General features: G+C 65.6%; 18 protein-coding genes, 1 tRNA gene and 2 pseudogenes. 10 read left to right on the forward strand and 11 right to left on the reverse strand.

What is annotated here, in order from left to right:
* Positions 1 to 105: 105 nt before the first annotated feature.
* Positions 106 to 453 (reverse strand): annotated as a pseudogene (locus tag EGT50_RS17205) (NAD(P)H-binding protein); the annotation flags it as partial.
* A gap of 39 nt (positions 454 to 492) precedes the next feature.
* The gene (locus EGT50_RS04185) at positions 493 to 1,902 is read right to left on the reverse strand and encodes a carotenoid oxygenase family protein (protein ID WP_206615720.1); all 1,410 of its coding nucleotides are present in this window, start codon (positions 1,900 to 1,902) and stop codon (positions 493 to 495) included.
* A gap of 65 nt (positions 1,903 to 1,967) precedes the next feature.
* Here EGT50_RS04185 and EGT50_RS04190 point away from each other — a divergent pair, with 65 nt between their 5' ends.
* Positions 1,968 to 2,486, forward strand: coding sequence for a PadR family transcriptional regulator (locus tag EGT50_RS04190; RefSeq protein ID WP_127951268.1), 519 nt, complete (start codon positions 1,968 to 1,970; stop codon positions 2,484 to 2,486).
* Between the two features lie 260 nt (positions 2,487 to 2,746).
* Here the strand turns inward: EGT50_RS04190 and EGT50_RS04200 are convergent, their stop codons facing one another.
* Complete coding sequence (locus EGT50_RS04200) at positions 2,747 to 3,325, reverse strand: TetR/AcrR family transcriptional regulator (protein ID WP_127951270.1); 579 nt, start codon at positions 3,323 to 3,325, stop codon at positions 2,747 to 2,749.
* A gap of 88 nt (positions 3,326 to 3,413) precedes the next feature.
* On the opposite strand from EGT50_RS04200, the gene EGT50_RS04205 reads away from it, so the two are divergent.
* Positions 3,414 to 4,421: an NADP-dependent oxidoreductase gene (locus EGT50_RS04205; protein ID WP_127951271.1), complete on the forward strand. Its 1,008-nt coding sequence runs from the start codon at positions 3,414 to 3,416 to the stop codon at positions 4,419 to 4,421.
* A 145-nt stretch (positions 4,422 to 4,566) separates the two neighbouring features.
* On the opposite strand, the pseudogene EGT50_RS04210 reads toward EGT50_RS04205, so the two are convergent.
* The 4 genes and pseudogenes from EGT50_RS04210 to EGT50_RS04225 all read right to left on the reverse strand — a co-directional run bounded on the left by EGT50_RS04210 (position 4,567) and on the right by EGT50_RS04225 (position 8,324).
* Positions 4,567 to 5,831 (reverse strand): annotated as a pseudogene (locus tag EGT50_RS04210) (FGGY family carbohydrate kinase).
* A gap of 119 nt (positions 5,832 to 5,950) precedes the next feature.
* Complete coding sequence (locus tag EGT50_RS04215) at positions 5,951 to 6,955, reverse strand: NAD(P)-dependent alcohol dehydrogenase (protein ID WP_127951404.1); 1,005 nt, start codon at positions 6,953 to 6,955, stop codon at positions 5,951 to 5,953.
* Positions 6,956 to 7,271: 316 nt separating this feature from the next.
* Positions 7,272 to 7,802, reverse strand: a complete 531-nt coding sequence (locus EGT50_RS04220) for a MerR family transcriptional regulator (RefSeq protein WP_164873337.1) — start codon at positions 7,800 to 7,802, stop codon at positions 7,272 to 7,274.
* 448 nt (positions 7,803 to 8,250) lie between these two features.
* A tRNA-Leu gene (locus tag EGT50_RS04225) sits at positions 8,251 to 8,324 on the reverse strand.
* A 107-nt stretch (positions 8,325 to 8,431) separates the two neighbouring features.
* On the opposite strand from EGT50_RS04225, the gene EGT50_RS04230 reads away from it, so the two are divergent.
* Both EGT50_RS04230 and polA read left to right on the forward strand, forming a co-directional pair.
* A complete protein-coding gene (locus tag EGT50_RS04230) occupies positions 8,432 to 9,052 on the forward strand; it encodes an ANTAR domain-containing response regulator (protein ID WP_127951273.1) in 621 nt (206 codons plus the stop codon).
* A gap of 80 nt (positions 9,053 to 9,132) precedes the next feature.
* On the forward strand, positions 9,133 to 11,871 hold the full coding sequence (polA, locus tag EGT50_RS04235) for a DNA polymerase I (RefSeq protein ID WP_127951274.1): 2,739 nt from the start codon (positions 9,133 to 9,135) through the stop codon (positions 11,869 to 11,871).
* 48 nt (positions 11,872 to 11,919) lie between these two features.
* Here the strand turns inward: polA and trxA are convergent, their stop codons facing one another.
* Entirely contained in the window at positions 11,920 to 12,288 is a 369-nt protein-coding gene (trxA, locus tag EGT50_RS04240) for a thioredoxin (RefSeq protein ID WP_127951275.1), read from the reverse strand.
* Between the two features lie 143 nt (positions 12,289 to 12,431).
* Positions 12,432 to 12,959 carry a 2'-5' RNA ligase family protein gene (locus EGT50_RS04245; protein ID WP_127951276.1) on the reverse strand — a complete coding sequence of 176 codons (528 nt, stop codon included), beginning with the start codon at positions 12,957 to 12,959 and terminating at the stop codon, positions 12,432 to 12,434.
* A gap of 19 nt (positions 12,960 to 12,978) precedes the next feature.
* Between EGT50_RS04245 and EGT50_RS04250 the strand changes: the two genes are divergently transcribed.
* From EGT50_RS04250 to EGT50_RS04265, 4 genes are all read left to right on the forward strand, one after another.
* Complete coding sequence (locus tag EGT50_RS04250) at positions 12,979 to 14,076, forward strand: isocitrate/isopropylmalate dehydrogenase family protein (RefSeq protein WP_127951277.1); 1,098 nt, start codon at positions 12,979 to 12,981, stop codon at positions 14,074 to 14,076.
* A gap of 116 nt (positions 14,077 to 14,192) precedes the next feature.
* A complete protein-coding gene (locus EGT50_RS04255; protein ID WP_127951278.1) occupies positions 14,193 to 15,119 on the forward strand; it encodes an ABC transporter substrate-binding protein in 927 nt (308 codons plus the stop codon).
* Positions 15,120 to 15,140: 21 nt separating this feature from the next.
* Complete coding sequence (locus tag EGT50_RS04260) at positions 15,141 to 16,109, forward strand: amino acid ABC transporter permease (RefSeq protein WP_127951279.1); 969 nt, start codon at positions 15,141 to 15,143, stop codon at positions 16,107 to 16,109.
* Positions 16,106 to 16,867 (forward strand): amino acid ABC transporter ATP-binding protein, encoded by a 762-nt coding sequence (locus tag EGT50_RS04265; RefSeq protein ID WP_127951280.1) that lies wholly within the window; start codon positions 16,106 to 16,108, stop codon positions 16,865 to 16,867. The genes EGT50_RS04260 and EGT50_RS04265 overlap by 4 nt, the downstream gene beginning before the upstream one ends.
* A 51-nt stretch (positions 16,868 to 16,918) precedes the next feature.
* On the opposite strand, the gene EGT50_RS04270 is transcribed toward EGT50_RS04265, so the two are convergent.
* Complete coding sequence (locus EGT50_RS04270; RefSeq protein ID WP_127951281.1) at positions 16,919 to 17,767, reverse strand: class I SAM-dependent methyltransferase; 849 nt, start codon at positions 17,765 to 17,767, stop codon at positions 16,919 to 16,921.
* Between the two features lie 319 nt (positions 17,768 to 18,086).
* Between EGT50_RS04270 and rpsA the strand changes: the two genes are divergently transcribed.
* On the forward strand, positions 18,087 to 19,562 hold the full coding sequence (gene rpsA, locus EGT50_RS04275; RefSeq protein ID WP_127951282.1) for a 30S ribosomal protein S1: 1,476 nt from the start codon (positions 18,087 to 18,089) through the stop codon (positions 19,560 to 19,562).
* Between the two features lie 130 nt (positions 19,563 to 19,692).
* On the opposite strand, the gene EGT50_RS04280 is transcribed toward rpsA, so the two are convergent.
* Positions 19,693 to 19,905: a hypothetical protein gene (locus EGT50_RS04280; protein WP_127951283.1), complete on the reverse strand. Its 213-nt coding sequence runs from the start codon at positions 19,903 to 19,905 to the stop codon at positions 19,693 to 19,695.
* Between the two features lie 129 nt (positions 19,906 to 20,034).
* Between EGT50_RS04280 and coaE the strand changes: the two genes are divergently transcribed.
* A complete protein-coding gene (coaE, locus tag EGT50_RS04285) occupies positions 20,035 to 21,258 on the forward strand; it encodes a dephospho-CoA kinase (RefSeq protein ID WP_206615743.1) in 1,224 nt (407 codons plus the stop codon).
* Positions 21,259 to 21,282: the final 24 nt, after the last annotated feature.

The raw sequence follows: 21,282 nt of genomic DNA on the forward strand, positions 1-21,282 counted from the left end.
GGCGCTGCCGACCAGCACACCGCGGTCGGCGGTCCCCTCGAGATCGTTGGCGTAGTTCTCCCAGTACCAGCCATTACGGAGCAGCACGTGGGCGATGCCCGATTCCGCGAGCATGCGCTCGGTGGCCTGGTGCTCCTGTGCGAGTTGGAGTGTGTTGTTCGGGGCGTCAGGAATGGATGTGTACGCGACGAGACGGACGCCGGCACCCGTCGCGGCGTCGATGACGTTGGCGTGCTGCGGCACCCGACCGCCCACCTCGCTGCCCGAGATCATCAGTAGCTTGTCGACACCGGCGAACGCGGCCTCGAGTGCGGGACGGTCGAAGTAGTCGGCGGTCCGGACCTGCACCCCCAGCGTCGCGAGATCGGTTGCCTTGTCCGGGTTGCGGACGACGGCGGCGATGTCGGGTTGGCCGGTGTGCACGGTGACCCCCGTGCGTCGCACCGACGACACGCGAGGTGGCCCCGCGCGATGGGATTCGGTGGCGTAGGGCTAGGACCGCGTTCCCAGGAACTGGCCGTGTAAGCCGGCCGGGATGTGGTGGGGGACGCTGGCTCGCGCGAGCTCGCGGAGTGTGCGACCGTCGAGCACGGCGAGGAATGAGGTGCCGTGTTTGGCGTCAAGCGCAACGGTCAGTACCAGTCCGTCGTCTTCCTCTCGCGCGTCGGGTGCCGCGACGAAGACCGGCTCGCCTGGGAAGCATGCCGGTTGTTCCCAGATCGTGGTTGTGCCGTCGACGACGTCGACTTTCGCGATCCGGTCGAGGAACCGGCCCTGCGGTGAGATGCTCGTGCCCCACGTGTATCGGTAGGGACGGGTGTTCACGCGACGGTAGTTGACCCGGGGAAGCTCGAGGGGAGTATCGGCCAGGTGCTCGCTGCGCACGCTGCCGACCTGCAGGTGCACACGCCAGCGGCGCAGGGTGCCGCGTGGAATGCGCGGGTCCTCCGTGCGCAGTCGGTCGAGGTAGGTTGAGCGGATGATCTCGTCGTCGTCGTAGACGCAGGCGTCTACGACGAGTTCTGGGCCGTCCTCGAACGCGTTCACGTGGTGGAAAGCAAAGCACGGTTCCGCCTCGAAGGTCCCGCACAATGTTCCAGTGTGCCGGTCTATGACGATCAGGCGGGTGGGCCGGTCTGCGTGCCAACGGTAGTTCTCGATGAACGACTGGTTACCAAGCGCCAGGCGCAGCGGGTTCACCAGCAGCGGATGCTCAGCGAGGATCGCGTAGTGCTCGGTGAGCGCGAACGAGTGCATGTAGCCGGGCTCGCGCACGCCGATCTTCGCGATGGTGCGGTAAGTGTGGCCGTCGCGGCTCGCGTGCAGCCGGTAGGTCGTGCGCCGGCCGAAATGTACCGCATAGCTGATCATCTCGCCGGAGCGCGGATCGGCGTGTGGATGTGCGGTGACGTGATGGCCCGGAGACTTCTCCATGCCGAGGGTGGCGAGCGTCTCCGGGTCGAAAACGACCGGCATCGGCGTTTCGGTGAGCGCCAGGCATTTGTCGCCGAGGCGCACGAGATTGACGTTGGCGTTGTCGGTGAATTGTGGTGAGAACGCGGTCTGAACCCTGCCGAATATAGAGCGGCACGGATCGGTGGCGAACTCCGTGAGGCGGACTTCGCCCTCGTCCAGGGCCGCACGGCGCGCGCGTGTGTCCAGGAACCGGTTCGCGTAGGAGATGACGCCGTTGGCGAAGCCGAAGCGGTGCAGCATCGCGTGCCCATCGAACCAGTGATTGAGGGAGCGCGACCCGACCTCGTACTGTGCGGGTCCGTTGCGGATCAGCTCCCCACTCAGCCACGCGGGTATCTCACCGGTCACGGGCAGCGAGTCGATGCGCACTTCGTCGGTTAGTGACCGAAAGCAGGCGCGGTGGTCGGGTTCAGTGATCGTAGACACGGCGTGCCTTCTCTTCTGATAATTTGGATAGATCAACATATACCATCTACTTTGGACCATTGCAAATGATTCGACTGACGCCTACCTCTTACGTCGTCCTCGGACTCGTCGAGTCCAGCGGCGAGGCAACCCCGTATGAACTCAAGCAGCAGGTGGCCGCCGGTGTCGGCAACTTCTGGTCGCTGCAGCACGCGCAGGTGTACGGGGAGCCGGAGCGCCTCGCCGGCGCCGGCTATTTGGAGGAGCACCGCGAGGAGAGTGGCCGCCGACGCAAGCGCTACAGGCTCACCGACAGTGGCCGCGAAGCACTTGCCGCCTGGCGTGAGGAGAAGACAAGCGCCCTCTCGGAGTTGCGCGACCTGGGGCTGTTGAAGCTGTACTTCGGCGCCGACCCACACACGCTCGCCGTGGCGCAGCTTGCCGCGCACCGCGAGAAGCTCGCCGAGTACGAGCGCATCGCCGCGGCGGAACCCGACCCTATTTCTTTCGGCCCTCGCATGGCGCTGGAAGCCGGCATCGGGCATGAACGGGAGTGGGTCGAGTTCTGGGAGCGGGTCGCGGAGGAGGCGCCGAAACGCGCTTAAGCTTGGCCACTGCTGCACAGGCCAATTCAGGGCCGTCGTCGCAGCGCAGTACCGCTGGATAGGTACCGCGTTGGGCGGAGATCGAGATACGGCACGATCACCAAACCGTCACTGCCGCGGGCTGCAGAGAGCGTCAGCCGCGACAACGCGTCGTGATCGACGCCCAACATCGCCCGCGCCTGCGACGACTCTGCCGGCGCAGCCCGACGGGTCACATCGAGGTCTGGGCCGGGTTGCTTGAAGGAACCACTGGTGACGCATCATCGGCGCCACTCCTCCAACTGTGCGATTGCCGTGTTCACTAGAGCGATAGCTTCGTCCCGGTTGACACGCGACAGGACGAGGGCGCTGACGGACAGTGACGTCAGCACTCGGGCACGGTGCTCGAGGACGGCGGCGGGCATGTCCTGGTCGACGGCGCGAAGGGCGTGGGTGAGTGCGGCGAAGAGCTCTTGCCGGTACGCGTCGACCACGCGACGCTGGGTGTCGTCGTGGGCCGCGAAGCCGGTGGCACTGTTGAGGAGCAGGCAGCCGCGTCCGGAACATTCGTCGGTGAGCGCGTCCGCAAGATCCCGGTAGTAGTGGACGGCATCATCCGGGTGGGAGGGTTCGTCGGTCAGTATGCGAAGCCGAGGGCGGACCACGCCGTCGAGATAGTCTTCTACGGCCGCGTCGAAGAGTCCGCGCTTGTTGGTGAACGCGTTATAGAGACTCGAGCGATTCAGTCCGGTTACGCGCTCGATATCGGGTATTGACGTGGCCTCGAAGCCCTTGTCCCAGAACAGGTTACGAACCTTGCCGATCACTTCGGCAGTATCGAAGTCCTGTGTTCGGGGCATGACGATCCTCACTCCTAGTTGTGAAACGGCCGTTTCAGTATATATTGAAACAGGCAGTTCAGAAAGAGAAGCATCGAAAGGAAGTACCGTGACCTCCAGCACTCAGATTCAGTTGATCAACCGGCCGGTGGGGTGGCCGACCCAGGACGACTTCCGCACGGTCGCCGTCGACTTGCCCGACCTAGCACCCGATCAGGTGCGTGTGGTCAACGAGTACACCTCCGTCGATCCCTACATGCGCGGACGGATGAACGAAGGGGAGTCATACATTCCGCCGTTCGCATTGGGGGAGACGATGACCGGCGGCGCCATCGGGCGTGTCGTCGAATCCACTGCCGCCACTCATCCCGTCGGTTCGGTCGTCATGCACGAGCTCGGTTGGCGAGACGTCGCGCAGGGCGATGCGTCGGCGTTCCGCGTCGTAGAGGAGATTCCGGGCGTGCCGATCTCCGCATACCTGGGGATCCTCGGGCTCACCGGTCTGACGGCGTATGTCGGACTGATGCACATCGCGCATCTGAAGCCCGGCGACTCCGTCTTCGTCTCCGGTGCTGCCGGTGCGGTAGGAACGGCGGCCGGACAGATTGCCAGGCTGGAGGGCGCCTCTCGCGTGATCGGATCCGCCGGAAGTGCGGAGAAGGTTGCGCTTCTCACCGAGAAGTACGGCTACGCTGCCGCCTTCGACTACAAGCAGGCGCCGGTGCGTGAGCAGTTGGCGTCGATCGCCGGCGAGGGCATTGATGTCTACTTCGACAACGTCGGCGGTGATCACTTGGAGGCTGCGCTCGACGTTCTACGCCCAGGCGGCCGTGCCGCGATTTGCGGCGCCATCTCCATGTACAACGCTACCGACCGCACGCCGGGCCCCGACAACATGGGGAACATCATCGTCCGGAGCCTCACCCTCCAGGGCTTCACGCTCGGCAACTACACGCACCTCTTCCCCGAGTTCGTCGCCAAGATGGGCCCATGGCTGGCGTCCGGCGAGGTGGTCCACGACGAGACCATCGTCGATGGCATCGAGAACTCGGTCGACGCGTTCCTCCAACTGATGCGCGGCGCGAACGTGGGGAAGATGCTCGTCCGCGTGTCCTGATCGGTCACGAGTCGGTGGGGTGGCGGACCTCGGAATATCGCTGGCGCACAGCGGGTGCCGGGTCCGCCCCCGAACTCAGTCGACGCGTTCCTCCAGGTCATGAGGGGCGCCAATGTTGAGGCGATGCTCGTCCGGTCCTGATCTGTCAGGAATGGGTGAGATCGCGGACCTCGGAGTACCGCTCACGTACAGCAGGTGCCGGGTCCGCTTCGTACCGGTCGGCCAGCACCCGGCTCCAGTCGGGCGGTTCCGCGGCACCTGCGAGTGCCCAGGCGGCCTGCCGCCCGGCGCCGATGGCGGCATACTCCGCAGGTCGCGGCACCAGTACCGGTGCCCCGAAGACAGTTGGAGCCAGTTCGCACAGTGCTCGCGACCGAGCGCCGCCACCGACCAAGAGTATGCGCCGCACCGGCACACTCTGGGCAGCCAGGTGGTCGATGCCTTCCGCGAGGCCACACAGCAGTCCCTCGATCGCGGCGCGCGCGAGGTGTGCGGGTGTCGAGTTGGCCAGGCGCAGCCCCTGGACCGACGCTGTGGCACGGGGGCGATTGGGAGTGCGTTCGCCCTCGAAGTGTGGCACCATCACCAAACCGTCACTGCCGCAGGGCGCAGAGAGCGCCAGCCGCGACAACTCGTCGTGATCGACACCGCTGACACGACACCCGACGTTCCCACCGAAACGACGACGTCACCCTCCCTGGCAGCGAGAGCGAGTGCGGCGGCCGCGTTGTCACCGGTGCCCGGGCCCAGTACCGCACCCGATCGGGTTTCCCCGATCTGCTCGGCGGGTCCAGCCACCCGCGGCAGCTGAACCGTGCGCCCTCTCGAGGCAAGCGAGAGCAGATCGAAACGGTAGAAATCCGTTTCGGCAGAAAAGTATCCGGTACCACTGGCATCGCCGCGATCCGTGGACAGTGTGGTCGGATCTCGGCCGCCGGCGAGTTGCCAACCGAGCCAGTCGTGCGGCAGGCACACTGCGGCTGTTCGGTCGGCGTTCTCCGGTTCGAAATCGGCGAGCCAGCGCAATTTGCTGACCGTGATCGCTGCGACTGGCACGACACCGACTGCCTCCGCCCACGAATCGGGTCCGCCGAGGTCGTCGACCAACTCCGCTGCAGCGCCGGCAGAACGAGTGTCGTTCCACAACAATGCTGGACGCACGACGGACGAGGCGTCGTCGAGACACGCCATTCCGTGTTGTTGTGCTGCGACGGACACTGCTGCGACATCGTCCGATCCGCCCGCCGCGGCAATCGCGGTGTCGAGAGCTTTCGCCCATTCCTGCGGTGCGACCTCGGTGTGATCCGGATGCGACGCCCGACCCTCACGAGCGATCTCGCCGGTGGAGGACTCGCAAACGATCACCTTGCACGACTGCGTCGACGAGTCGATACCTGCGACGAGGGTCATCGTGAACTAGTCACTGGTTCGAGTGCTTCACCAGTCGGAAGAACGGCGCACGGTCGCGCCACGGCTCGGCGTCGTCGAACCTCGGCACTGTCTCGGAGTTGAGTTGCACCGGCGTGTTCTCATTCCTGCACGCGAACGACGGCCTTGAGACTGCCGGGTATCCGGTCTGCGTTCAGCGCTTGCTCCGCTTCGGCGAGCGGAAATCGTTTGGTGACCATGGAATCGAGGTCGACCCGCCCGGACCGTTCGAGGGAGATCGCCGCCTGCCAAGTGTTGGCGTAGCGGAATACTCCGGTCAGCAACAATTCCCGGTGCTGGATTATGTGGACCGGTAGTGTCATTTCGTCGGCGCCCATACCGACAAGGACGACTGTGCCCGCGGGCCGGACGGCTTCGATTCCCGCCGTTACAGCGCTGGGGGCGCCGGAAGCGTCGATGAAGGCGTCCACGTGGAGCCCGGCGACATCCTGCTCGCGCGGATCCAGGACAGCAGTGGCCCCGAATTTCGTTGCCATTTCACGCCGCACGGGATCGAGATCCGTGACGATGACCTCGGTGGCCCCGAAGGCGAGAGCGGATTGCAATGTGGCGATGCCGATCGGTCCCGCACCCGCGACCAGAACGCGGGAACCGGCCGTTACACCGGCCTTCCTGTTGGCAGCGATCGCCACTGACAAGGGCTCGCAAAGAGCCGCCGCGTCGTCGGACATGTCCTCCGGGATTGCATGCGCGAATCCCGACCCGATAGTCACGTACTCGGCCAGCGCCCCGTCGAACGGTGGCGCCGCAAAGAACTGCATGTGCGGGCAGAGGTGGTAGAGACCTCGCCGGGATTCCTCGCTCGCAGGGTCGGGCCGCTGTGGTTCGATAGAAACCCTTTGCCCGATTCTGTCGGCGGACACGTCGGCGCCGACGGCGACGATGGTGCCCGACGATTCATGGCCCAGAACGAGCGGCTGATCGACCACGAAGTCGCCGATGCGGCCCTCGCGGTAGAAGTGAGTGTCGGACCCGCAGATCCCCACCGATGCCACTTTCACCAAGACATCGCCGGGACCTGGGCTCGGGACGACGCGTTCTTCCATCTCGATTCGACCCGGTTCGACGAGCACGCTCGCCCGCATCTTCGAGGGGATATTCGCGGGAGTTGTTGCGTGGATCACAGGCCGATGCTAGCGCTGCTGAGTGGATGATCGCACCGTCAGGATTTGCTCACTGATTCTCTCGGCTCAGGCAACACAGCGCTGCTGGTGCCAACGACGAAGATCTCCAGGTTGCCGCCCGCAGCCTCTACTTCGTTGAGATGGACGATCATGGGAACGGCACGGATAAGGATACCGTTCGGTTTCTCCATGCTGTAGTCGATCGCTCCGAGCCGATAGACATCCTCGATGGCGATCGTCGTAGTCAGCCTCGAGGCACCGGTCTCGGGCGTGGGTTCTACCTCTCGGTGCCTTCATCGGCACGGCCCGGGCACGAGCGGTTGAGCAGGACTTTGAGAACGATGAACGATAGGAGACCGAGGATGATGACCGATAGGAGTTTCTTGATGTGGGTCGCACGTTCCGACGCCAGCGTCGCGGGAGTCTGGCGCCGTGCGGCCTCATCGTGGGCACTGTCCCGAGCCGTCGTCAGATCCCGCTCTCGAGACCTCTCGTAGCTGTCGAACGCGGCCACGTCGTCGTCGGGTTGGGCCCGCGTCCCGGTGTTCGAGCGACCAGTTGGGCGCTCACTCGTCTCGGGGCGTTCCGACGGCTGGTCGGCCAGAAACCCTGCAGCGACAAGGTCCGCCTTGGGGATCTGCCAGTGACCCTCGTCGTTCTTCACCGCGTTGGGGAAGTGCCCAGCTCTCAGCGCCCGCTGAATAGCAGCTCGACTGACCCCGCAACTCCTGGCGGCTCCGGCCGCTGTGTGCATCTCTTGTGCTTGTGGCTCGGACCCAGAGTAGGAACCGTTCCTGTCTAAAGTCATGGTCGCGATGATGCCCGATTTACCCCGTTCCGGGCGCCCGACACGCTGAATCCCCGTCTTCAAAGTGTGTCTTCTACCTGCATCTTTGCATCTACGTGATCTGAGAGCGCCCGCCCCGCTGTCGCGGGCTCGAAGGTTTAGAGGTGCTGTTGGAGGTTCGCCGTGCTGACCCTCGTCAATTCATAGACTGAAAACCACTGCGGGACAACGGAGTGCAGCGCTGTAGTTCTGGGAGCACGGGCGGCATCTCAGGCACTCGGGCACACCGACGTGCTGAGGACGCATCAGCGCTGCTGGCCACGCCTGCAGGCGGGCGCTGTGAAAGCGTTCGCTGAATTGCTGGGGCAATCGCGGGAGTACAGACCGGCCGAGTGGATCTCACAGTCTCGGGACCGTGAGGTTGCCGTTGCCATCATGACGTACCTGAGCTCGGTAAAGGTACGACTTGTGCCCTCGGTGAGACTCGAACTCACACTGTACGGGTTTTGAATCCGTTTCCTCTGCCAATTGGGATACGAGGGCGTGCGGGTTAACACTCTAGAAGATCACGAGGCGCAGTCAAAACCACCGGTACCCTCGAAGCGTTCGCGCCCTGATCGGCGGGCGCCGACTCGAGGAGTGATGTGGCCATGAACGCGACCCCCGCGCAGGGGACAGAACCCAAGTCGCGGCGCGTGGTGGTGGCGGAGGACGAGGCACTCATACGGTTGGACCTCGTCGAGATGCTCCGTGAGGAAGGCTACGACGTCGTCGGTGAGGCCGATGACGGTCAGCGTGCCGTCGAGTTGGCAGAGGAGTTGCGCCCGGACCTTGTGATCATGGACGTCAAGATGCCGCGCCGTGACGGGATCGACGCGGCGTCCGAGATCGCTGCGAAAAGGATTGCGCCCGTGGTGATCCTGACTGCCTTCAGCCAGCGTGATCTGGTCGAGCGGGCTCGTGACGCCGGGGCGATGGCGTACCTCGTCAAGCCGTTCTCCAAGGCAGACCTGGTGCCGGCGGTGGAGTTGGCGGCGAGCCGGTTCACGGAGATCGCCTTGCTCGAGCGGGAGGTCGCCAGCCTTTCCTCGCGGCTCGAGACCCGTAAGGTCATCGAGCGGGCCAAGGGCATGCTCATGCAGTCGCAGGGGCTGAGCGAGCCGGAGGCGTTCAAGTGGATTCAACGGGCCGCGATGGATCGCCGGACGACCATGAAGGCCGTCGCCGAGGTCGTCCTCGACACCCTGGGCGGCGGCAGCGCGCGCGAGTGAGCGTGCAGCAGCGGTCCGAGGGGCCGACGCGCGGGGATCAAGCACGTATCTGTCGGCTCGGCTACCTAGACTGGGCAACCGTGAGCCCCGCAACTACATCCTCGTCCACCGCCTCCGCAACTACCGACGTGTCCGGTTCCGGCCGGCCGACGCTGCTGCTCCTGGACGGACATTCGCTCGCGTACCGAGCGTTCTACGCCCTCCCGGCCGAGAACTTCAAGACGCAGAGCGGGCAGACGACCAACGCGGTCTACGGGTTCACCTCGATGCTGATCAACCTGCTGCGCGACGAGGGGCCGACGCACATTGCGGCGGCGTTCGACGTCTCCCGGCAGACATTCCGCGCCGAGGCGTACCCCGAGTACAAGGCGAACCGCAGCAAGACCCCGGACGAGTTCAAGGGGCAGGTCGAAATCACCAAGGACGTCCTCGGGGCCATGGGCATACCGGTGATGGCGATAGAGGGTTACGAGGCTGACGACATCATTGCGACGCTCACCACGCAGGCCACCGCCGGCGGCTATCGAGTGCTCGTCGTGACCGGAGACCGGGACTCGCTGCAACTCGTCAGCGACGACGTCACTGTCCTGTACCCACGCAAGGGCGTCTCCGACCTCACCCGTTTCACCCCTGAGGCGGTCGAGGCCAAGTACGGGCTCACACCACAGCAGTACCCCGACTACGCCGCGCTGCGCGGAGACCCGAGCGACAACCTGCCCGGAATCCCCGGCGTCGGCGAGAAGACCGCCGCCAAGTGGATCCGCGAATTCGGCTCGCTCGAGAACCTCGTCGACGGTATCGACAAGGTGCGCGGCAAGGTCGGTGACGCGCTGCGCGCCAACCTGAACAGCGTGGTACTCAACCGACAGCTCACCGAGATGGTGCGCGATGTTCCTGTGCCGTACACGCCGGACCAGTTGGCCCTTGCACCATGGGACCGCGAACGCATCCACGCGCTGTTCGACGACCTCGAGTTCAAGGTCTTGCGTGACCGGCTGTTCGCGACACTCAGCTCTGCGGAACCGGAGGCCGAGGAAGGTTTCGAGGTGCGCGGACGCGCGCTGGCACCCGGTGAGGTAGCGGAGTGGATCGCCGCACACGCTACGACGGGGGAGCGGCACGGTCTGTCGGTCGTCGGCACCGGCGCGCCGTACGGTGGCGACGTCACGGCTGTCGCGATCGCCGCGTCCGACGGCGAGGGCGCCTACATAAGCACCACCGCGGTGACCCCGGAGGACGAGGCCGCGCTCGTGGCGTGGTTTGCCGACCCACAGCAACCCAAGGCGCTGCACGAGGCCAAGCGGGCGATGCACGCGCTGTGGGGCCGCGGCTGGACACTCGAGGGCCTGACCAGCGACACCGCCCTCGCGGCGTACCTCGTGCGCCCGGGGCAGCGCAGCTTCAATCTCGACGACCTGTCGTTGCGCTACCTCAAGCGCGAGCTACGTGTGGAAGAGTCTGGGCAGCAACAGCTTTCGCTGCTCGATGAGGAGGATGCCGCAGATGCGCAGGCGGCCGAAGGCGAAATCCTGCGCGCCCAGGCCGTGCTCGACCTCGCCGCTGCACTCGACACAGAACTCGCCGACATCGCCGCCACCGGTCTGCTCGCCGACATGGAGTTGCCACTACTTGCGGTGCTGGCCCAGCTCGAGGCGACGGGCATCGCGGTCGATGCCAGCCACCTGCGTGATCTGCAGTCGATGTTTGCGGCCCGGGTCGCCGACGCAGCGAATCGCGCGTACGAGGTGATCGGCAAGCAGATCAACCTCGGCTCGCCCAAGCAGTTGCAGGTGGTGTTGTTCGACGAGCTCGACATGCCCAAGACCAAGAAGACGAAGACCGGGTACACCACCGACGCCGACGCGCTGCAGTCGTTGTTCGAGAAGACCCAGCACCCGTTCCTCGAGCACCTGCTCGCGCACCGCGACGCGACGCGCCTCAAGGTCACTGTGGACGGCCTGCTCAAGACCGTCGCCGACGACAACCGGATCCACACCACGTTCAACCAGACCGTGGCGGCCACCGGTCGGCTGTCGTCGACAGAGCCGAACCTGCAGAACATCCCAGTGCGTACCGACGCGGGCCGGCAGATCCGCGACGGCTTCGTCGTCGGAGAGGGCTTCGAGACCCTCCTCACCGCGGACTACAGTCAGATCGAGATGCGCATCATGGCGCACCTCTCGCGTGACGAAGGCCTGATCGAGGCCTTCAACACCGGGGAGGATCTGCACAGCTTCGTTGGCTCACGCGCATTCGGGGTGCCGATCGAGGAGGTGACGCCGGAACTTCGCCGCCGGGTCAAGGCGATGTCGTACGGCCTGGCCTACGGTCTCAGCGCGTTCGGGCTCGCCGCTCAGCTCAAGATCTCCACCGAGGAAGCCCGTGAGCAGATGGACGCGTACTTCGCCCGCTTCGGTGGTGTCCGCGACTACCTGCGCGAGGTCGTCGAACGCGCGCGCAAGGTCGGGTACACGGAGACACTGTTCGGTCGCCGGCGCTACCTGCCCGACCTCAACAGCGACAACCGGCAGCGCCGAGAGGTTGCCGAACGGGCCGCACTCAATGCGCCCATCCAGGGCACGGCAGCCGACATCATCAAAGTCGCGATGATCGACGTCCAGCGGGCCCTGCGGCACGCCGAGCTCGAGTCGCGGATGCTGTTGCAGGTCCACGACGAGCTCGTGCTCGAGGTCGCCACCGGTGAACGCGACCAGGTGGAGCAGCTGGTCCTGGACAAGATGGCGTCCGCGATCGAATTGTCCGTACCGCTCGAGGTGTCCGTCGGCACCGGCCGCAGCTGGGACGCCGCCGCGCACTGAAGTGCGCGGGGCGTCTCCCTGGGTACTGCCGTACGGGGCGGGGGTCGCTCAGCTGCCGGACGGAGCCTGAGCGATCTGCTTGCGAACCTCGTCCATGTCGAGGGCCCTGACCTGACCGATCAGGTCCTCCAGGGCGGCGGGCGGCAGGGCGCCGGCCTGGTTGAACACGAGCACACCCTCACGGAACGCCATGATCGTCGGAATCGATCGGATGCCGGCTCCAGCCGCAAGCTCCGCCTCGGCTTCGGTGTCGACCTTGCCGTGGACAACGTCGGTGTGCTTGTCCGAGGACGACTCGAAAGTCGGGGCGAAGGAGCGACACGGGCCGCACCAGGATGCCCAGAAATCGACAAGCACAATGTCGTGGTCTTCGATGGTCTGCTTGAAGTTCTGCTGGGTCAGGGTCTGGGTAGCCACAAGGGTCCTTTCTGTGGATCCGATCGGACGTGGATCTGATCGGACGCGGTGTCCGCCAGTCGGTCGGACGTCTGGTCGGTTGGCCATTGCAACGTTCCCATGCACGAATCTCTTCCCCGGGAAGCTCTCGGGAGAAACCAAGGTCACGGGCATCGGGTGATCCGCCACTCCCGCTTGGCGTCCGAATCCCAACGTCGGACGCCGTCGGAGGTCCCGACCACGTCGCGGTTGCCTGCGCGAGTGACCACCACTGCGGTGCCGAGATCGCTCGCCTGGATGCGCCGGGACAGTGTCACGTGGGGCGTCCACTCGCCGGGCATGATGTGCGGGGGAACACCCTCGCAGTCCATCATCAGCTCGTAGACGATCCGCTGGAGTGTCAACAGCTCGGTGGTGGGCACGACCAGTCGGGCGAGGGTAAGGCGGCGGCCTCCGAACACGACCACGCCGCCCAAGCGGATCGGCAGCGGCCCGCACGGAAGTTCCCGAGCGAGCGCGTCGTCGACGTCGGGCGGAATGTGACTGGCGACCCCGAGCGTGACGTGCGGGCGGTTGGACTCGGCCGTGATGCGATCCTGGCTGGGCAGACGCGCCTTCGACAGCCGACGCCACTCGGCTCGCACGGTCGCGTCGACAACGCTGTCGAGCAGCAACTCCACGGACTGGACCATCGTCAGCAATGATGGTCCGATGGGGAGCGCGAGTACAGGAAATTTGCCGAATCCGCGGATCGGTCTGCTGCTTGGCGACGGGATCGGACGCGAAATCGTGCCGGCCGCCCGGGACGTCGTCGATGCTGCGGTCGCCGCGGTGGGGTTGCCGGACGTCGAGTGGGTGCCGCTTCCCATCGGATTCGAGGCCATTTCGACCTACGGCACTCCTACACCCGAGCACACGCTTGTTGCACTCGCCGAACTCGATTCGTGGATCCTCGGCCCACACGACAGTGCCGCGTATCCCGAGCCCTTCCAGATGCAGCTCACTCCGGGCGGCACAATCCGTAAACGCTTCGACCTCTACGCGAACATCAGACCGGCGCGCGCTTTGTCCGGAACGCAGGCCGTGTCACCGCAGATGGATCTGGTCATCGTTCGGGAGAACACCGAGGGGTTCTACGCAGACCGCAACATGTTCGTCGGCAGCGGCGAATTCATGCCGACTCCGGACGTTGCCATGGCGGTGGGCGTCGTAACCCGGCAGGCGTGCGAACGCATCGCTCGGGCCGCGTTCGACCTCGCACGCCGTCGACGCAAGCGGGTGACGGTTGTGCACAAGGCCAACGTGCTCTCGACGACGACCGGACTGTTCCGCGACGTGTGCCGAGACGTCGGCCAGAACTATCCCGACGTCGTCGTCGACGACGAGCACGTTGACGCGATGGCCGCGTACCTGGTCCGACGCGGCGAGGACTTCGACGTGATCGTCACCGAGAACATGTTCGGCGACATCCTCTCCGACCTCGCCGGTGAACTGTCCGGCTCGCTCGGAATGGCAGCGTCCATCAACGCATCCGAAACGAAGGCTATGGCGCAGGCCGCGCATGGAGCGGCGCCCGACATCTCCGGACGAAATCGCGCCAACCCGACAGCGCTAATCATGTCGGCGGCGATGCTCCTCGAATGGCTAGGCGCAGCCCGCGAAGAGGCCGGGTTCGGTGCCGCGGCTGCGCGGATCCGCAGCGCGGTGGAACGGACGATCGAGGCCGGCGTCGCCACCGCCGACCTCGGTGGGCTGGCGTCGACGGGAGAATTCACCGAGTCCGTGATCGCCCGGGTGTTCCGGCGATGAACTCGAAGGACCGAACACCCAGAACGATGAAGGCGGGCAGCTTGTCCAGCCGCTGAGCTGGCGAGCCAGTAGGGTTTCCCTGAGTCGGCCGTTCGGCGACGTAGGGAGCACGGGCGATGTCCGGACCAGGCGCAGGTGTACGACCTGATGCGCGCAGGCACTTCCTCCGCGCGGCTGTGGCGACGCTGCTGGCCCTCATCATGTTCAGTGCCGCGGGGTGCGTCGTCAACAACGAGGGACTGGTGCCGGTGGTCGTCGGCGTCGACGTCCACCGCGTCGACTCGATTGCCGATCAGCTTCCGCCGCAGATCGCTGCGTCCGGCCGACTCCTCGTCGGAACCAACCCTCCCTACGCACCCAACGAGTTCAAAGACGAAGACGGGACGATAGTCGGTTTCGACGTCGACCTGATGAACGCGGTCGGTCAGGTTCTCGGGCTCACTATCGAACTCAGGGAAGCCGACTTCGACAAGATCATCCCCGCGGTCCAGGCCGGGACGTTCAACGTGGGGGCGTCGTCGTTTACCGACACGCTCGAGCGCGAGGAGTCGGTGGACTTCGTCACCTACTACAGCGCCGGTGTGCTGTGGGCCCAGCGGCCCGACGACGACATCGATCCCAGCAACGCGTGCGGGCTGCGGGTGGGGGTCCAGACCACCACGATCGAGGACATCGAGGAAGTGCCGGCCAAGAGCGCCGCGTGCGTCGCCGCCGGCAAGCCCCCGATCGAGAAGATCAAGTACGACAGCCAGGATGAGGTGGCCAACGCACTGATCCTGGGCCGGATCGACGCTTTGTCCGCGGACTCTCCCGTGACCGCCTACGCGATCAGCCGCAGTGACGGCCGGATCGTGCCTGCCGGTGAGGTGTTCGACTCGGCGCCGTACGGCTGGGTGGTAGCGAAGGGTTCGCCGCTGGCTCCGGTGCTCCAGCAAGCGATGCAGTTTCTGATCGACGGTGGCCAGTACCAGGCGATCGCCGAAGCGTGGGGTGTCGAGGCGGGGGTGATCGAGACTTCGGTAATCAACGGCGCGACGAGCTGAGGCCGGGAGAGGCGGAAAGCCATGTCACACAAAGAGAGCCGCTCTTCAGAGGTTTCGACGGAACCCGAGCCGGAGCCGATCGAGGCCGTCCCGCTGAGGCATCCCGGCCGGTGGGTCGCCGCGGCGATCGTGCTTGTGTTGTTAGGGCTGTTCGTCTACGGGGCCGCAACAAACGAGGCGTTCCGCTGGGACATTTACGGCCAGTACCTCTTCGACAGACGGATCACGGAAGCGGCATGGGTGACGATCCAGCTGACGGTGCTGTCCATGACGATCGCCGTCGTGCTCGGCGTGGTGCTGGCGATCATGCGTATGTCTCCGAATCCGGTGCTCCGCGCAGCGGCCTGGGTGTACCTGTGGGTGTTCCGCGGCACGCCGGTGTACGTCCAGTTGGTGTTCTGGGGACTGTTCACTTCGATATACCAGACACTGGACCTCGGGATACCGTTCGTGTATCAGTTCGCGCACATCGAGCTGCACGGTCTCCACGAGGCGTTCTTGTTCGCGGTGATCGGTCTCGGTCTCAACGAGGCCGCCTACATGGCCGAGATCGTCCGGGCCGGCGTCAGTTCGGTGAGCGAGGGTCAGACCGAGGCGTCGAGGGCGCTGGGCATGTCGTGGGCGCAGACGATGCGTCGTACAGTCCTGCCGCAGGCCATGCGCGTGATCATTCCTCCCACCGGCAATGAGCTGATCGGTTTGCTCAAGACCACGTCGCTGGTGTCGGCCGTCCCTTACACCCTGGAGTTGTACGGCCGGGCGCGAGACATCTCGGGCGCGAACTTCCAGCCCATCCCGCTGTTGCTCGTCGCCGCCACTTGGTACCTGGCGATCACGAGCGTTCTGATGATCGGTCAGCACTACCTCGAGCGGTACTACTCGAAGGGGGTCTCGCGGAAGCTGACCTCGCGGCAGCTGCAGGCCCTCGCGGACGCGGAGGGCCGGCCCCTCGTCATCGAGCCGGACACACCGGGAGGAGAACGGGAATGACGCCGATGCTCCAGGCCGATCGGGTGTGCAAGAACTACGGTGCCCTGCAGGTGTTGCGGGGAGTCTCGCTCGAAGTCGAGCGCGGGCAGGTGCTTTGCTTGGTAGGCCCTTCCGGATCTGGAAAGTCGACCTTCCTGCGCTGCATCAACCACCTCGAGCGCTTCAATGCCGGCAGATTGTATGTAGACGGCAAACTGGTCGGCTATGCCGAGCACAGCGGCAAGCTCCACGAGCTGACCTCCCGGGCGGCGGCGCGTCAGCGCCGCGAGATCGGAATGGTTTTCCAGCACTTCAACCTCTTTCCCCACCGCACCGCGCTGGAGAACATCATCGAAGCGCCCATCCTCGTCAAGAAGGTCCCGCGGGCAAAGGCCGTCGACCGCGCGCGTGAGCTCCTCCGCCGGGTGGGTCTGGTCGACAAGGCCGATGCGTATCCGGCGCAGCTGTCCGGTGGGCAGCAGCAGCGGGTCGCCATTGCCCGTGCGCTCGCCATGGACCCGAAGCTCATGCTGTTCGACGAGCCCACCTCGGCGCTCGATCCCGAACTCGTCGGTGAGGTGCTGGGAGTGATGAAGCAACTCGCGCAGGAAGGTATGACGATGGTCGTGGTCACCCACGAGATCGGATTCGCGCGCGAGGTCGCCGATCAGTTGGTGTTCATGGATGCCGGTGTGGTCGTCGAGTCGGGAGAACCTCGGGAGTTGCTGGCCAATCCCCAACAGGATCGAACCAAGGCGTTCCTTTCCACACTGCTCTGACCTGCTCCGGAGCTGACTCCACTTTGCTCCTGCCCGGGGTTGGCCGCGGGGTCAGTCGGGCTTGCGGGTGACGAAGATCGCGGTCCCCGGGAACAGTTGGCCGCGCAGCGGACTCCACTGGCCCCACTCTCGGTCGAGCCATTCGGGCCACTCCGGCTCGACGATGTCGCGCACCTCGAGTCCGGCTGCGACTGCCTCTCGGACACGGTCGCCGATCGTTCGGTGGTGTTCGACGTAGGTTGGAACGCCGTCGTCGTCGATCTCGACGTACGGCGTGCGGTCGAAGTAGGGCAGTGTCGCGGTCAGGCCCCGTGATCCAGGGTCATCCGGGAAGATCCAGCGGATCGGATGATTCACCGCGAACACCCACGATCCGCCCGGTCGCAGCACCCGCGCTACCTCCCGCATCAGCTGTGCGGAGTTCGCAACGAACGGAACGGCACCAAAAGCCGAACACACCAAATCGAAGCTTGTGTCCGTGAAGGGCAGCGCCTCGGCGCCGGCCTGGACGAGGGGGACTCTCGGGCCACCCCGTTCCATCGCTGCGACACCTCGCTCGAGCATCGCCATCGAGATGTCGAGTCCGACGACGTCGGCGCCTTCGGTGGCCAGCCAGCGCGCGCACGGGGCCGATCCGCAGCCGACCTCGAGGACCCTCTTGCCGGCCACCTCGCCGAGCAGGCGGACGTCGCCCTCGTGGAGGCCCTCCGGGCACCACACGAACTCGCCGTCCGTCGAGTCGACGCCGAGGAACTCGCCGTGGGTGCGGTGGTAGTCGTCGGCGTCGGCGTCCCACCAGGCCCGACTGGCGCGCTCACTGGCCTCTGTTCCGATCCGCGTTCGGCTCACACCGCTCGTGCCCAGAGCGAAGACGGCGGCAGCGTGACGATCGTCGGACATGGTGGCCAAGAGTAGACCGGGGTTGGGTTTGCCCAGCTAGCCCGCGGTCACGTACCCTGTGGGACGCGAGTGTCTTCGACGCAGTTTCTCGATGCTGCGACCCGACACAGTATCTCGATGCGGCTCCTCGTTGGCCGGTGTGCAGGCCGCGAGGATTGCGCGGGGTCTGTGGGTGGGGCGTGCGGGGGCTGCGGAGGGGCCTCGTAGCGGGTCAGATGACCAGACGACTGCGGAAGAACACCGTGTTCGGAGGTCCTTCGGCCCGCGTATCTGACAGAAGACCAACCCGACTTTCAACCTGTCCGGAGCAACCCAACACATGCCCTCCAACACCGTGACCTCGCCGCAGGTAGCCGTCAACGACATCGGCTCCGCCGAGGACTTCCTCGCCGCCATCGACGCCACGATCAAGTACTTCAACGATGGCGACATCGTGGAAGGCACGATCGTCAAGGTCGATCGTGACGAGGTCCTTCTCGACATCGGTTACAAGACCGAAGGCGTCATTCCTTCCCGCGAGCTCTCCATCAAGCATGACATCGACCCCAACGAGGTCGTCTCCGTCGGCGATGAGGTCGAAGCCCTGGTCCTCACCAAGGAGGACAAAGAAGGCCGCCTGATCCTGTCGAAGAAGCGCGCACAGTACGAGCGTGCTTGGGGCACCATCGAGGAGCTCAAGGAGAAGGACGAGGCCGTCAAGGGCACCGTCATCGAGGTCGTCAAGGGCGGCCTCATCCTCGATATCGGCCTACGTGGCTTCCTTCCCGCATCCCTCGTCGAGATGCGTCGTGTCCGCGACCTCCAGCCGTACGTCGGCAAGGAGATCGAGGCGAAGATCATCGAGCTCGACAAGAACCGCAACAACGTGGTCCTGTCGCGTCGCGCCTGGCTCGAGCAGACCCAGTCCGAGGTCCGTAGCGAGTTCCTGCACCAGCTGCAGAAGGGGCAGGTCCGCAAGGGCGTCGTGTCCTCGATCGTCAACTTCGGTGCCTTCGTCGATCTCGGCGGGGTCGACGGTCTGGTGCACGTCTCCGAGCTGTCCTGGAAGCACATCGATCACCCGTCTGAGGTTGTCGAGGTCGGCACCGAGGTCACCGTCGAGGTGCTCGACGTCGATCTGGACCGCGAGCGCGTCTCCCTGTCGCTGAAGGCGACCCAGGAGGACCCGTGGCGTCAGTTCGCCCGCACCCACGCCATCGGCCAGATCGTGCCGGGCAAGGTCACCAAGCTGGTTCCGTTCGGTGCGTTCGTTCGTGTCGAGGAGGGCATCGAGGGCCTGGTGCACATCTCCGAGCTGGCCGAGCGCCACGTGGAGGTTCCGGACCAGGTTGTGGCCGTCGGCGACGACGCGCTCGTCAAGGTCATCGACATCGATCTCGAGCGTCGTCGTATCTCGCTGTCGCTGAAGCAGGCGAACGAGGACTACAACGCCGAGTTCGATCCGTCGAAGTACGGCATGGCCGACTCGTACGACGAGCAGGGCAACTACATCTTCCCCGAGGGCTTCGATCCCGAGACCAACGAATGGCTCGAGGGCTTCGAGAAGCAGCGTGAGGAGTGGGAGTCCCGCTACGCGGAGGCCGAGCGGCGCCACAAGATGCACACTGCTCAGATGGAGAAGATGGCCGCGGACGAGGCGGCCGAGGCTGCTGCCGGTGCGTCCAGTGGCGGCAACTACTCCTCGGAGTCGGGTGCGGACGAGGGCGCGGCCCCGGCTGCCGAGTCCGCAGGTGGCTCGCTGGCGAGCGACGCCCAGCTCGCGGCCCTGCGGGAGAAGCTCTCGGGCAACGCCTGACGCTTGATCATCGAAAGACCCCGGTCCTGCTACCCGCAGGGCCGGGGTCTTCTGCGTTTGCTGACAACTGATGACAGTGGCCCCGCTCCGGTGCGGGAGCGGGGCCACTGTGTATGTCGTACAAGGTCGGTCAGTTCGCCACGGCCGGCACCCATCGGGTGGGCATGGACGTCGTACGCTTCCGGACAGCGGCAAAGCTGTGGCGGGCGGGAGTCAGAACACGATGGAACCAACTGCGCCGATGCTCTGCGAGTGCAGCCGCAACCTCTGGGATGAGGATCGCGTGAACGCCGTTTTCCATGCCGAGACGGTGCCGACCGAGACCGGTGGAAGTGCTGCGCATGAGCGGGTTCTACTCGTATCTCGAATCGGCTGGTCGGACGGTCGAGGAAAGGTTATCTGACCGGTTCGTCGAATCGCTACATTTGGTCCGCTGATGATCTTCGGTGTGTTTGGTGCGACACTGGTCGGCGTGCTGAGAGTGGGCCTCACTGGAGGTATTGGAGCCGGCAAGTCGACCGTATCGAAGGTCCTGGCGGATCTGGGAGCGGTCATCGTGGACGCCGACCTCATCGCGCGGGAGGTAGTCGAGCCGGGTACACCCGGTCTCGCCGCGCTCGTCGAGGCGTTCGGTGCCGACATCCTGCATCCGGACGGTTCATTGGACCGGCCGGCCTTGGCGGAGAGGGCATTCGGCAGCGACGAGTCGCGGCTGCGGCTGAATTCGATCCTGCACCCGCGGATCGGTGAGCGCACCGCGGAGATCGTGGATGGTGCGCCCGCGGACGGCATCATCGTCCAGGACATCCCGCTGCTCGTCGAGGGGCGAATGGGTCCGGCATTCAACCTCGTGATCGTGGTGCACGTCGATGAAGAGGAAAGGGTACGTCGCCTGGTCGAGTTGCGTGGGATGACGGAGTCGGACGCTCGAGCGCGGATCGTGGCCCAGGCCACCGACGATCAGCGGCGGGCCGCCGCGGACGTCTGGCTCGACAACAGCGGCACTGTCGAGGAGATCGAATCGCAGGTGCGGTCGCTGTTCACCGACCGGCTCGTGCCGTTCGAACGCAACCTGCGCAACCGGACCGTCGTGACCGTGCCGCCGACTCTCCGTGCAGCCGACCCGGAGTGGGCGACGCAGGGCGAGCGGCTGGTCGAACGCCTTCGCGCCGTGTGCGGAGAGCGGACCATCCGCGTCGACCACGTCGGTTCCACCGCGGTCCCGGGACTGGATGCGCGAGACCTGATCGATGTCCAGATCACCGTCCCGGACCTGGCTGCGGCCGACGGCCTGAACGAACCTCTGGCGGCGGCTGGCTTCCCGCCGCTGGCGGACGTGACCCGCGATCAGCCGAAACCGGCATATGGGGTCGGCGGCGAGGCGGACCCGGCACTGTGGGACAAGCGCACGCACGGAGGGGCGGACCCCGCGCGACCCGTGCGGATCGACCTGCGTGTCGATGGTTGGCCCGGCCAGCGCTTCGCCCTGCTGCTGCGCGACTGGCTGCGCGCCGACGCCCAGGCACGCGCCGAATTCCTCGAGTTGAAGCGGGGCGCGGCGGCCAAGGCCGCAGTCGACGCGGGCGATGGCAATCCCGCCGTCGTGTATTCGGACTTGCTTGCCCCTTGGTTCGACCTCGGCTACCGGCGGGCGTGGGCGTGGGCGGAGTCCAGCGGGTGGTCGCCCGAGCGGTGATCCTGAGCGGATGGCGTCGATGCT

Origin of the sequence: Rhodococcus xishaensis (genome assembly GCF_004011825.1) — a bacterium.
Lineage (GTDB): Bacteria > Actinomycetota > Actinomycetes > Mycobacteriales > Mycobacteriaceae > Prescottella > Prescottella xishaensis.

Coding starts and splice junctions, on each gene's coding strand:
- EGT50_RS04190 (WP_127951268.1), top strand. CDS start 1,968: ATGATTCGACTGACGCCTACCTCTTACGTCGTCCTCGGACTCGTCGAG.
- EGT50_RS04200 (WP_127951270.1), bottom strand. CDS start 3,325: ATGCCCCGAACACAGGACTTCGATACTGCCGAAGTGATCGGCAAGGTT.
- EGT50_RS04215 (WP_127951404.1), bottom strand. CDS start 6,955: ATGCGGGCGAGCGTGCTCGTCGAACCGGGTCGAATCGAGATGGAAGAA.
- EGT50_RS04220 (WP_164873337.1), bottom strand. CDS start 7,802: ATGACTTTAGACAGGAACGGTTCCTACTCTGGGTCCGAGCCACAAGCA.
- EGT50_RS04230 (WP_127951273.1), top strand. CDS start 8,432: ATGAACGCGACCCCCGCGCAGGGGACAGAACCCAAGTCGCGGCGCGTG.
- EGT50_RS04245 (WP_127951276.1), bottom strand. CDS start 12,959: ATGGTCCAGTCCGTGGAGTTGCTGCTCGACAGCGTTGTCGACGCGACC.
- EGT50_RS04250 (WP_127951277.1), top strand. CDS start 12,979: ATGGGGAGCGCGAGTACAGGAAATTTGCCGAATCCGCGGATCGGTCTG.
- EGT50_RS04255 (WP_127951278.1), top strand. CDS start 14,193: ATGTCCGGACCAGGCGCAGGTGTACGACCTGATGCGCGCAGGCACTTC.
- EGT50_RS04260 (WP_127951279.1), top strand. CDS start 15,141: ATGTCACACAAAGAGAGCCGCTCTTCAGAGGTTTCGACGGAACCCGAG.
- EGT50_RS04265 (WP_127951280.1), top strand. CDS start 16,106: ATGACGCCGATGCTCCAGGCCGATCGGGTGTGCAAGAACTACGGTGCC.
- EGT50_RS04270 (WP_127951281.1), bottom strand. CDS start 17,767: ATGTCCGACGATCGTCACGCTGCCGCCGTCTTCGCTCTGGGCACGAGC.
- rpsA (WP_127951282.1), top strand. CDS start 18,087: ATGCCCTCCAACACCGTGACCTCGCCGCAGGTAGCCGTCAACGACATC.
- EGT50_RS04280 (WP_127951283.1), bottom strand. CDS start 19,905: ATGCGCAGCACTTCCACCGGTCTCGGTCGGCACCGTCTCGGCATGGAA.